The sequence below is a fragment of the Veillonella sp. ICM51a genome, assembly GCF_000524355.1.
Classification (GTDB): domain Bacteria; phylum Bacillota; class Negativicutes; order Veillonellales; family Veillonellaceae; genus Veillonella; species Veillonella atypica.
In genome coordinates this window covers 1-14164 of record NZ_JAPX01000016.1, presented here as the reverse complement: position 1 = coordinate 14164, position 14164 = coordinate 1, and the positions used below count along the sequence as shown (strand labels likewise).

The following is a 14164-nucleotide window of genomic DNA, read 5'->3' as shown; positions in this document are numbered from 1 at the left end:
CATTGTCGAATATTAGCGATGGTAGGGGATTCAAGGAGAATCCCCATCCATGTGTATCTTATTACATACCTAATTTAGCCATCATAGCAGCCATTTGAGCTTTCAATTGGTCTACTTCGCTTTGTAAGCCTGCATTTTGAGCCTTAATTTGTTCATTTTCAGCTTTCAAATCAGATACTTCGCCTTTTAATCCGGCATTTTGTGCTTTCATAGAAGCCACTTGTTGCATTGCATATGTAGAGCTGATAGGACCCTTACGGTAACGATCTGCTACAGCAGCTTCGCTATCGCGGTTGCCAACCTTCCAAGTTACACCAGCGTTAGCCATCATATGGCCGTTGCCGCCAGCCCAGGACACGCCTGCATGGAACATTGTGGATTCGTTCTTGTAATGAGCTACGCCCAATGCCAATGCGGAGTTACCACGATAGTTACCATAACCAGCCATGATTTGAGTTGGTTCCATTGGATCGTATTGGATAGGTTTCAATGCGGACAATGCAGCAGATTGTGCACCTACATGACCAATTTCTTCACTTAATTGATCCACGCGAGGATCAGCAGCTGCTTCTGCATTAACCTTGTAGATATCTTGACCATTTTCACCAAGACGATGTTCTACAGTCACATTGCGACCTGCTTCAACTTCTGTTTTAGCTGCTTTCAATTGACTTACATTGACAGCATCGGTGTTCTTTTCACCGGCTTTCACATTATGGATGAAGTTATCACCCAAGCTGAGGCTACCACCAGTGATATTGATGGAATCACCACTGAAGGACATCTTAGGACCATTGGAGTTATTGGAAATGGAAGTGATGTTAGTGAGGTCACCTTTTACGTCGAAGGATACTTTACCCTTCGCATCAGTGTGCGCCGTAGTATTTACGCCATTAGAGAAGTCTAAACCGTCAGATAACATTACTGTTCTAGCGTTTTTACCATTTTCTTTATAAGTCAATGGAATTTGTTTAGATGCTTCAGTGCCGTTGAAGTTAACTTGGTAGTTAGTGGTATGGTTAGCATCATTCTTTTGAACGGCTACAGAAATTGCTTTGTTATCACCAGATACAGTAACTGCTTCACGAGCTACGTCTTTTACGTCGTTTTTATCTACAGATACTTCGTATGTTGCACCAGCATCACCATATGCCTCACCATTTTGAGGTTTTACCTTAGCGATGTTGTTAGCATCATCTTTAGCTTTTACTTTTTCAGTAGATTTCTTAGCTGCTTCTTGTTGAACAAGTTTCAATTGTTCTTCAGTTGCGGCACGACCTTTAGTTGCGAAGTCAGCAGAATCAAGAGTTTTGTTAGTTAAGCCAGTGATGTCACCAGTTTTACCATCAAGCTTGATTGTATTGTCGCCAGCTACGTTAACTACTTGGTCACCTTTGAATTCTAATTTACCATCTCCTTCTTTGTTAGTGATGGAAGTGATTTTGTTCAAATCGCCTTCGACATTAACTTTGTAAGGGTTAGCTTTAGAACCATCGCCAGTTACTGTAGTGTTTTGACCGTCTACTAATTTAGTCTTAGCATCTTTCAATTGACGTACGTTAACTGCATCAGTATCGTTAACACCATCTTCAACATTAGTAATTTGTTTATTACCAGCATTGATACCATCTTTAGTGATGGATGGACCATTGTTGATAACTAAGCCACCATTAGTGATCTTAGTATCACCAATCTTAAGAGAACCATCTTGAGTAAGATCAATATTGTTCTTCAATGCAAATTCTACTTTAGCACCATCATCGCTGCTAGTTTGTTTTACAGTGACATTGTTACCGCCGGAGAATTCAACTGTTTTACCATCAGTAATCTTCTTAGCTGCTGTTTCAGAACCATCAGCAGTATTACCAGTGGATTTAACGTTGAAGCTATTCATTGTACCAAGACCAGAGCCACTAATAGTCATTTCGCCATTCGCAGTTCTAGATACTGTGATACCGTCAGCACCTTTCACATTTACTTTACCGCCATTAGCTGGAACATCTGTGCCATTAGCTTGGATTGTCCAGAGTTCGTCAGTATTAGCAATTGTTTTATCACCGTATTTAATGCGGTCCCCATCTTTCTTAATGGTTGTGTAGTTATCAGGTGTACCTAAGTGGATTTCCTTAGTTTGGATGCTATCGATGCCTTTGATGTTTTTGTTCAAACGAACAGTCAATGTATCTGTACCATCAGCAGTAACAGCGATATTGCCCTTAGCAGATTCAAATGTAGCTTCTTCGTCTTTAGAAACGCCTTCGCCTTTGATTTTTACAAGGGATCCAAGTTTTTGTTTATTTTCCACTTCATTGTTACCAGTGAAACGTAAACCGTCATCCAATGTAGCCACTTCGTGTTTATTGTTATTTTTGTCTTCATAAACGATACGAGTGATACCATCTTTGCCATTTAGACCAGGTTGGCCATTTTCAGCTTTCATAGTAAGACCATCTTTACCGTCCTTACCATTGAGGCCGATAGAACCATCCTTACCATTGATAACAACGGAGGAACCGTCTTTACCGTTTACGCCAATTCTACCATCAATACCGTCTTTGCCATCTTTACCAAGTTTGATATCGTCGGACAATGCATAGTTGTAAGTGTGGTCACCTGTTACAGCATTAACAATTTGTTCAACAGTTACGTTTTTACCAGCACCGAAGTTTACAGTTGTGCCTGGTTTAACGATTGTTGCAGTGTGATTACCTACTGTATTACCAGTAACATCACCTTTCCAACCGGAGTTATTGATTGTATCAACTACAGTTTTAACTGTTGCGATACCATCTTTACCATCTACGCCTGGTTTGCCGTCAACGCCGTCTTTCACCTTACCGATTGTTACGTCGTATTTAACAATGCCATCTGCATCAACGGATGCTTTCGTATAGTTACCATCCATGAAGTTCAAACCTTTATCCAAGGATACAGTTTGAGCATTTTGGTTATTCGCTTTATATGTGATGGCATTACCACCTGTAGGCAAGTTGCTCAAATCGATAACGGCTGTTTTATTGATTTTCTTATCATTGCCGTCAACATATTCCAATGTAACAGTTTTATCCGCGTTTACAGTATAACGTGTATCTTTAACGTGAATATCGTTAGCTTTGGAAATTGTCTTAACGTCGCCGATGTTAGCACCATTTGTATCATCAGTGGAGTTGTTATTTACGATACCAGATTTAAGGTTCGTAATGTTGTTGCCACCCATGTTCACATTGCCGCCGTCGAATTTGAATTCGTTGCCGCCGATTGTGAAAGTAGCAGGACCACCATTTTTAATTGTGTTGATGTTGTTCAAGTCCTTAGCCAAACCGATGTTGATTTCGCTGTTACCATCAGCACCTTGCGTGATGCTTGTTTTGATGTTAGAGGAATCGTATTCGGAATCAGCTTTAGCACCTGTACCTTTTACAGTAACTTTGGAGCCAAGTTTATTTTTCTTTTCGCCACCGGAGTTAGCGTCGAAACGTAAACCATCATCCAATGTAGCTACTTCATGTTTATTGTTGTCATGATCTTCGTAAACAATGCGAGTTACGCCGTCAGCGCCTTTTTCGCCCTTCATAGTAAGACCGTCTTTGCCGTCCTTACCATTTAAGCCGATGGAGCCGTCTTTACCGTTGATCACAACAGAGGAACCATCTTTACCGTTTACGCCGATTTTGCCGTCAACGCCGTCTCTACCGTCTTTGCCGTCGTTACCAATCTTGATATCGTTAGCCAAGTCGAATTCAACCTTAGCGCCGTCGTTGTTGCTAGTTTGTTTTACAGTCAAGTTCTTGCCTGCTGCCATTTCAACTGTTTTACCATCAGAGATAGTTTTTGCAGCTGTTTCAGAATCAGCAGTTGTGTTACCTGTGGATTTCACATTCCATACGGATTGTGCAGCACCAGGAGCTACATGCAAGTCGTAAGTCACTTGGTTACCGTTTTCAGTTTTGTTAACTGTTACGGAATTATCGTTAGATGTAACAACTGTACGAGCATCTTTCAATTGTTTTACGTTAACTGCATCAGTATCGTTTACGCCAGCTTTCACATTAGTAATGTTCAAGTTACCAGCGTTGATACCAGTCTTAATAATGGATGGACCACCAGAGATAGTTAAACCATTGTTGTTAACTACAGTATCGCCAATTGTTAAGGAACCAGATGGAGTCAAGTTAACTTCTTTGGACAATTGAACCTTCAACTTGCCATCTACGTTGTTCACGCCGATGTTGTTGTCAGTCAATTTGGACTTATCTGCACCACCAACAACGTCCATAGTTTCATTCAATTTCTTAACGATGACTTTGGATTTGTCTGTGCCTTGTGCATCGTCGCCAGCATATTTCATGCCGTCATCCAATGTAGCCACTTCGTGTTTATTGTTATTGTGGTCTTCGTATACGATACGAGTGATACCATTAGTACCATTTTTACCGTCTACACCATCTTGACCTTTTTCACCGCGGATAGTAAGACCGTCTTTGCCGTCCTTACCATTGAGGCCGATAGAACCGTCTTTACCATTGATTACAACGGAGGAACCATCTTTACCGTTTACACCGATTTTACCATCGATGCCATCTTTACCGTCTTTGCCAATCTTAATATCGTTGGACAATGCATATGTATATGTTTGTTCACCAGTTGCATTATCGATATGTTGAGCAATTGTCAAGTTATCGCCTGCTGCATAAGAAACAGTCTTGCCGTTGCCTACAGCTGTAACTGCATGGTTACCAACTACATTGCCTTTCGCATCAGTAGAGAAGGAATAACCGTCTTTGATTTGATCAGCCAAACCGGACAAGTCGATTTTCGCGATTGTACCAGTTTGTGTTGTACCGTTACCATCGTTGTATTTCAATGTTACGGATTTATCTGCTGTGTTATATGCATATGTTGCAGTTGTTTCACCAGTACGATCAGATGTGGTAGGTGCAATGTGCAAATCATTAGCTTTAGAAATACGTTTTACGTCGCCGATGTTAGCAGCATTATTGATTACATCGCCACCAGATTTAAGGTTAGTAATGTTTTGGTCACCCATGTTGATAGGGCCATTTGTGATGTTAATGGAGTTAGGACCAAATTCCATTTTTGGACCATTTGTAGTATTGGAAATGGAATTGATGTTAACTAAATCTTTATTCACATCGTATTTAACAACGCCTTCAGCATCTACAGAAGCTGTTGTGTTTCTGCCGTTTGTGAAATTCAAACCTTTATCCAATGTAACTGTTTGAGCATTTTGGCCATTCGCTTTGTATGTCAAAGGAATTTGAGTAGCTGCTTTGTTACCATCGAATGTTACTGTGTAAGTTGTGTTATGGTTTGTTTCATCTTGAACAGGTGTAACAGTGATAGGGTTGTTTTTTGAATTTGTAGTATTTACAGTTACCGCTTCACGAGCTGCGTCTTTTACGTCGTTACGGGATACGTTTACTTCGTAAGTTGCGCCAGCGTCGCCATATTGGTCACCTGTTTGAGGCGTAACCTTAGCGATATTTGTATCTGTAGAACCTGTTACATTAGCTTTCGCTTTCACTTTTTCAGTAGAAGCAGCTGTAGGTGTTACATTATCAACGTCTACTGTGTAGATTGTTTTCTTACCACCATCAACAGTATTTTCTGTTACAGATGTAACCTTCGCAGCATTTTTACCACGAACCTCTACAGTATTGTTCAATTTACCTTTCGCATCATCGGACAAGTCAACAGCTACGTTGCTACCAGATGCAGTTGTTTTGATGTATTGGCCATTGTTAGCGCCAATTACGCCAAAGCTCAAGCCACCAGCTTGGTTCAATTTTTGAAGATCAGTAGCGCCTGTGTTACCAGTCAAACCAACTGTGTTATTGAAACCGTTGTTTACGATTTTCAATTGTTCTTCAGTTGCTGCACGACCTTTTTTAGCGAAGTCAGGAGCATCCAACGTTACGTTAGTCAAACCAGTGATGTCACCAACTTTAGCATTCAAGTTAATGTTGTGATCACCTGCTACGTTAACAGTTTGGTTACCACCGAATACAACTTTACCATCGCCATCTTTGTTTGTGATGGATGTAATGTCAGTTAAATCACCTTCAACGTCTACTTTGAAAGTTTTAACGCCATTTACGTCACGGTGAGAAGCAGTTGTATTCTTACCGTTTTCCATATCGATGGATTTTTTAGCAAGATTTTGGATGACTGTTTCGCCACCCTTGTTGATGTTGGAAAGATCTTGTTTAGCAATACCTGTAATAACAGCCTTTTCGTTAGCAACGTCATTGTTGTTACCATCAAGGTATGTCATCGTTACTTTGCCGTTTGCGTCTACCGCATATTCACCAGGTTTGATGTGACGTTCGTCAGCACGAACCTTTTTCAATTGGCTTACGTTAACTGCATCGTTATCATTTACGCCAGCTTTCACATTAGTAATGTTCAAACCACCAGCGTTGATGCCAGTTTTAGTAATGGAAGGACCATTATTGATAGTCAAACCATTGTTAGTGATGTTAGTATCGCCGATTTTCAAGGAACCATCTGGAGTCAAATCGATATTCTTGTTCAAGGAATATGTATATGTTTGTTCGCCTGCAGATTGGTCGATTTCTTGTTTTACAGTTAAGTTTTTACCAGCTGCATAGGTAACAGTTTGACCGCTTTCAACCTTAGTAGGTGTAGCATTGCCATCTAATTTACCACCGTTAGCCTTAGCATTTGTTAAGAAATCGTATTTTGCAGCAGCGTCTGCAGCATTGATTGTGTATGTAGTACGACCGTTTACTGTTTTTTCATCTACAGTAACGTTTTTACCAGCTTTCACCATGCCAGTGTCATCGAAAGCAACAGTGATTTTGGAATCTTTCGCACCATCATTAGCAGCTGTTGTAGAAACACGACCTGTGCCAAGAACGTTCAACTTGCCATCATGTACAAGGAAATCGCTCTTGCCAGTATCGCCAGTTACAACGACGCCAACGTTACGCAATTGGGCAACGTTAACCGCATCATAATCGGATGTACCAGATGCAACATTGGTAATTTGGCGTTTAATGCCATCGCTACCAACGGAAACCATGCCTGCATCGCCACCGGCAATATCTGCATGGAATAATTGCAAGTTATTATCTGCAAGGCCTTTATTTTCGCCTTGGTATTCGCGTGTACGGTTAGCTGCATGGAAACCTGTGGATTCGCCTGCACCAGAACGTTCATCAGCTTGGGATAAAGCACCAATTGCTACGCCACCACGTACATTGGTTTGTGCACCGGCACCAAGAGCGGTACCATTTGTTTTATTAACGGTAGCACCGGAACCGAAGGCGGATGCATTATCGTAATTGCCTGTAACAGTAGCGCCGGAACCTACAGCAATGGCACCTTCGCCGCCTTGTACGTTAGCCGTTGTACCAATCGCTACAGAGCTTACGGATTTGGAGGATGCACCAGCACCGATAACGGTAGCAGCAACAGCGCCATCATCAGCTAATGCAGAGTTACCAATCGCAATAGCGGATGTTGTTTTGCCTGTTACGTGGGAATCTCTACCAATAGCAATGCCATTACCAGCATCATATGTAGTTCTACCATTAATACCAGATGTAGGAGTAGGATCCGTTGACAATGTCAACGTTTCTTTTACGCCTGAATTATTAGTTTTTTGGTATGTGTAACCATTTGCAGTAGCATCAACCTTGGCGTTAGTACCCATAGTAATGGAGTTTTGCGCATCAGTACGTGCACCAGAACCTACAGCAATCGCTTGGTTCGCTGTAGCTTGCGTATTATAATCAGTGCCTTGAAGACCTGTAGCCACATCTCTACCTACGCCAGTTGGGTATTTTAAATTGCCTTCAGTAGGACGAATACTACCGATGGCAATCGCACGGTTACCAGTAGCCCAAGCAGCATTACCAACGGCTACGGAACCACCTTCAGAGGCTGTACCATTATCATTACCGCCTTTAGCTAAAGCACCCATCGCAATGGAACCCATTGTAGAGGATGTAGCTTCGTTGCCATACGCTTGGCTATAGTTTGCTTTTGCTTTAGAGATACGACCCACAGCAATGCCGAAATTACCAGCTGCCTCAGCGGCTGCACCTTGTGCAATAGTAGCTTCACCAGTTGCTTGGGATTGCATACCAACAGCAATGGAATTAACACCGGATGCTGTTACGCGACGTGAATTCTTACCACTATTACCGATAGCGATAGCATTGTTGCCAGACGCATCAGCACGAGCACCAACTACAGTTGCACCAGATCCTGTTGCATGAGTATCACGGCCGATAGCAATGGTATCTAAATGAGTGGCTGTGTTATCACGACCGATGGCGATTTGAGAATTCTCGTCTCTCGTTTCTGGATGGTTTGTGCCACCATTTGTGGAATCCACCATGTTGTTTTTACCAATGGCGATACCGCCCATTGTTTTCGCATCATTGTCTTGACCCATGGTAACAGTGTCTTGCACACGAGAGTTATTATTGGTACCAACAGATACGGAATTTTTACCACTAGCTAATGCGCTAGGGCCTACAGCCACGGCATTAGCAGCACCAGTTTCAGCATGCCAGCCTACAGCTACAGCATGACCAACACCGGTTGCATTGGTCTTAGTGGTATCACCGATAGCTACGTCGCCATTACCGCTTGCCGTAGTTTGAGCACCAATAGCCGTAGCCCATTCGCCTTTAGCTGTAGTATAAGAACCGATTGCAGTAGCACGACTACCTAAAGCATCGTTATAGTTACCAACAGCTAGTGAATAAGCACCAGCTGGTTTAGGTGTTGTTACATTGGAACCTTGTGTCCAATTTTGGTTATTGTACGCACCAATAGCAATAGAATGATCACCACTGGCATTACTTTTATTACCAATAGCGACAGATGTATCACCAGTCGCTTCATTACCAGCACCAATGGCTGTAGCAGCTCCATTTGTTGCTGTGTTTTCATTACCTACGGCTAATGCAGAATTACCTTTAGCTATATTATTAGCACCAAGAGCTGTAGTGCCATTTTGATCATCAGTTGTGTTTTGGTAACCGACAACAATAGAGTTAACACCAACAGTATTGTTAGGTTTAGCGTTAGCCGCAATATTAATACGACTACCTTCAGTATTTACACTACCATCAGGACTTCTATATGCATCTACAGGCGTACCCATTTGTGCGCCAACGCCAACAAGCGCTAAACCAGCCAATACGCTAGCTAGGACTTTCTTTTTGCCGCTATTATTTTTTGCAATCTCAGGCACTACAACGTAGCACTCTTTGGATTTGCTCCAAACGACTTTAAAGACCTTGTTCATAAAACCTTTGAACCCCTTTCTCATAAGTACATATAAATGTAACTTTTACACTTTTGTTCGCTTCATGAAGAGTGCTGTTTCTCACATTCACACACACTTCATTTAGGATAATTCAATAATATCAATTTATTAATTAATTGTAAATACTTTTTCACCTATTTATTTAATGAAATTTTATATTTTAGATGAAAATAAACTGAAGTTTATATGCATGTGTAAAAACAAACGCATTTAAGAGAAAGTGCATTATATCGGTATTTATCGACATTTTTTCGTAATTATCTTCATATAATTTTCATATAACAGCCCATTCTTTTTAGTTTATAATTTTGTTAAATAACGAAGATAAGACTATTCTATAGAGTTATATACAACTCTATTATCCATAAATTTTATAAACAGCTATATACCAATAAAGCAATAAAATACTAGGTTTTACGTTATTCAAATAATTCATTTAATTAAATAACAAGCCTATATTATTAATGATTAATTAATATATTTAGCAATCCAATACTCAATTACCAATACAACAAATGCATCACTAATACGATGTCATGTACTCATATATGCACAAAAAAACGCCCACACATCGTGTGAGCGTCTTTTTATAGGCCCCCAATACAGTCAAAAAAAGGGGGGGAAATTGTGAGAGTCCTAATGAGGGCCATATATGATTATAATTGTATCTACTAGTATTATTTACTAATAGCGTCACGTAAATTTACTTTACGAGATTGAGGTTGATCGACAGGTGCTTTTGCACTTGCTGCGCGAAGATCGACTTCATGTTCATCTTCGCAGCAAGGTTCTTCACTTGCCTTATTTTTCACCGTTTGTTTAGCGGCGAACCAGATTGTGTCGTTCATGTAGTGACGAAGTTCGTCATTGTTTACATGTTCTTGGTCATGAGCCATGATATCCAAAATGGAATCTTCCAAAGCAGATGCTTCTTCGTCAGTCATAGGACCGCCGATTTTCTTTTGCTCTTGGATAACCGTATTGATTTGGTCTACCATGCCGCGAAGTACATTGTACCCATAGCTATTAGTGAAACCATCTTGTTCGTTATATTTTGGCATATCAAAGTATTCATATTCATTTTTGTTGCGGTTTTCACCGTTCCAGTTCATGAACACTTCTTGACCATGCACACGACCGATAGAATGAGTGCGGAAATAGTCAGCATAATTATGTTTGTCATAAGAATGTAACCATTTTACATCCGCTTTTGTTAATTGTTCGTGATTATCGCGTTTAACCTTAGCCTTTGCAATGTTAACCTCTGCATTTTGCCAAGCTTTCACATAATCATGAACAGCAGCCACGGTTTGTGGACTCGCTACAGGAACGAGTACAACAGAACCAAGTTGTGGTGTCATTACAGGATTTTTAACGATTAACGTATCATCATACGTTGGTGTGCTAGCTGCGTGACCAGTAAGGGATGCAGCGCTCATAAATATTGCTGCTGTGAAAGCAAGCATTGTAGATTTTTTCATATCTATTCCTCTTTTCTTAGTCGAATCAAAAGGGATGCGAGGATTCTCACTGATGAGAATCCTCATCCCAGCGTCTGTGAAAGTTTAACGTTTCAAATTATAAACCTAATTTTGCCATCATTGCAGCAATTTGAGCTTTCATTTGTTCATTTTCTGCTTTCAAATCAGATACTTCGCCTTTTAATCCGGCATTTTGAGCTTTCATAGCTGCCATTTCTTGTTGCATTGCATATGTAGAGCTGATAGGACCTTTGCGGTAACGATCTGCTACAGCAGCTTCGCTATCACGGTTGCCAACTTTCCAAGTTACACCAGCGTTCGCCATCATGTGGCTAGAACCACCAGCCCAGGAGATGCCACCATGAATCAATGTGGATTCATTTTTGTAGTGAGCAACGCCCATAGCGATTGCGGAGTTACCACGGTAGTTACCATAACCAGCCATGATTTGAGTTGGTTCCAATGGATCGTATTGGATAGGTTTCAATGCGGAAAGAGCTGCGCCTTGAGCACCTACACGGCCTACTTCTTCAGCTAATTGATCTACGCGAGGGTCCAATGGTGGATTTACCTTCAAGTCGTAGTTCATGGAATCACCATTTGGAGTTGGAGTGATTGTTACACTACCATCTTGAGATGTTACTGTAGTACGGGAATCTTTCAATTGCTTATAGTTAACAGCATCAGTATCAGCTTCACCAGCTTTAACATTAGTAATTTTATTACCACCCATGTCAAGGTTACCGCCACTAATTGTTACAGCAGGAACTGTATCACTAGGTGTACTGTTAAACGTGATGGAAGAACCACCATTGGAGATCTTAGTGATACCAGACAATTCGCTAGACAATTGAACTTTCAATTTACCACCGTCGTTATTCACGCCAATGTTATTGTCAGTCAATTTAGTTTTATCTGCACCACCAACGATATCTACAGTTTGGTTCAATTTTTTGGAGATAACTTTAGTTTTATCTGTGCCTTGAGCATCATCACCAGCATACTTCATGCCATCATCCATTGTTGCGATTTCATGAGTCACTTCTTTAGTTGAGCCATCTGGGTTAACTAGTTTTTCAGTGTATACGAAACGAGTTTCGCCGTCTTTGCCATCTACACCGACTTTACCATCTTGACCTTTAATAGAGATGCCATTTTTACCATCTTTACCATTGAGACCGATAGATCCGTCTTTACCGTTGAGTACAACAGCTGAGCCGTCTTTACCGTTTACGCCAATCTTACCGTCAACACCATCTTTACCAGGAGCACCTTTTTCACCAACAGTTACGCTATCTGCTTTAAGGTCTTTATCAAGAGCAATGACAACTTTACCATCTTTAGTCATCGTTTTGATGTTAGATGCATCATATTTGTCATCCGCTTTAGTGCCGCCACCAACGATTTCAAGTTTTTCACCCAAGTTTTTATGGATGTCAGTACCGGATTGAGCACCGAAGTTCAAGCCTTTGTTGCCGATTGCATCAGCAGTATTTTTGAGGTCAGATACATTTACAGCACCGTACTTAGTATTGTTGTCACCAGCTGCTGCATTAATCTTATCTAAGTAAGTGTTGCCAGCTTTATCAGCGATGGAAGAACCAACGTTTTGTAATTTAGTAGGATCTGTAGAGGAATTAGCAGCATTGTTCATAGATGCAATAACTTTATTAGCAGCTACAACATCACCAGAACCATCTTTAGCTGTGTTGAAAGTACCATCTGGTTGTTTGTAAACTTTAGTGCCATCATCTTTAGTGTATACCACTGGAATTTGAGCATTGTTTACAACGCCTTGGTTATTGACTTTAATGTCATAAGCATGACCTTTTGTAGGATCTGTAGAACCAGCATTTGCATCTGTTACAGTAATAGAACCATCAGAAGACTTAACTGTTGTAATGCTACCTTTCAATTGAGATACATTAACTGCATCAGTATCATTTGTACCAGCTGCTACGTTAGTAATTGTATTACCACCGTTATTTAATCCAGAGCCAGTTACAGATACTGTTTTATTAGGATCAGTATTTGTAATGGTAATGCCATCTTTATTAACTCTAGTATCACCAACTGTTAAGGAACCATCTTTAGTAAGGTTAAGATCTTTATTCATCTTAACTGTTAGCGTACTACCGCCATCAGCTACAACTGCGATATTGCCTGTTGCAGATTTGAACTCTTGACCATTAGCTTCTAATTTACCAGATGTTGCATTTTCGGTAACACCTTCGCCTTGAACTTTTACAACTGAATTAAGTTTATGTTTATTTTCAGTGGATTCATTATTACCAGTGAATTTCAAGCCATCATCATGAGTTGCTACTTCATGATCGTTACCATCTTTATCTTTGTATACGATACGAGTAATACCATCAGTACCATTTAAACCAGGTTTGCCTTCTTTAACAGTAATATCTGCTTTCGTATTTGTACCATCTTTACCAGCAGCACCAGTTAAACCAATGTGACCGATACCATCTTTACCAGAGATAGATACAGCATCTTTGCCGTCTTTACCGATAGAAACTTTACCGTCAAGACCATTCGCACCATCTTTACCAGTAATGGATACACCGTCTTGACCGTCAACGCCATCTTTACCAGGAACGCTAACAGATTCTAAACCTTTAAGATTCTTATTAAGACCGATGGCAATCGTTGTATTACCAGTAGAATCTTGTGTGATATTAGTTCTGATATTATCTGTATTGTATTTATCTTCAAAGTTTTCACTAGCACCAAGAGCACCTGTACCAGAAACAGTTACCTTAGAACCAAGTTTGTTTGTCTTAGGATCTTTGTTATTAGCATCAAATACAAGACCTTTATCGATAAGAGCATCAGATGTCTTCTTAAGGTCAGATACATTAACAGCACCGTTTGGTGTGCTCTTATTTGCATCATCTAATTGTTTTAAGAATGTATCTGTAGAGTTTGGTTTTTGGATAGAAGAACCAACATTGTTCAACTTCATAGGAGTTGTTGTAGAATCGCCACCATTGTTCATGGATGCAATCACTTCATTAGGTTGAACTGTTGTACCAGTACCGTTTTCTTTTGTATTGAAAGTAACATTACCAGTAGCAGGATCTACAATTTTATAAAGCTTATGGCCATCTTTATCAGTGTAAACAACTGGAGTTTGAGCTTTTTCAACAACTCGTTGATTATTAATCTTGATATCATATGCATGGCCCTTAGTAGGATCTGTGGAACCAGCATTAGCATCAGTTACAGTGATAGAACCATCAGAAGACTTAACTGTTGTAATGCTACCTTTCAATTGAGATACATTAACTGCATCAGTATCATTTGTACCAGCTGCTACGTTAGTAATTGTATTACCACCGTT

General features: G+C 40.4%; 3 protein-coding genes. All 3 read right to left on the bottom strand.

Translation table 11 applies throughout. From position 1 onward, the window contains the following. Positions 1-61: 61 nt before the first annotated feature. Positions 62-9307, bottom strand: coding sequence for an ESPR-type extended signal peptide-containing protein (locus HMPREF1504_RS02085; protein WP_038123037.1), 9246 nt, complete (start codon positions 9305-9307; stop codon positions 62-64). A gap of 698 nt (positions 9308-10005) precedes the next feature. Further along, positions 10006-10809: a hypothetical protein gene (locus HMPREF1504_RS02080; protein ID WP_038123035.1), complete on the bottom strand. Its 804-nt coding sequence runs from the start codon at positions 10807-10809 to the stop codon at positions 10006-10008. A gap of 97 nt (positions 10810-10906) precedes the next feature. Next, the coding region (locus HMPREF1504_RS10305) for a YadA-like family protein (RefSeq protein ID WP_198017399.1) at positions 10907-14164 on the bottom strand (3258 nt) is incomplete at its 5' end.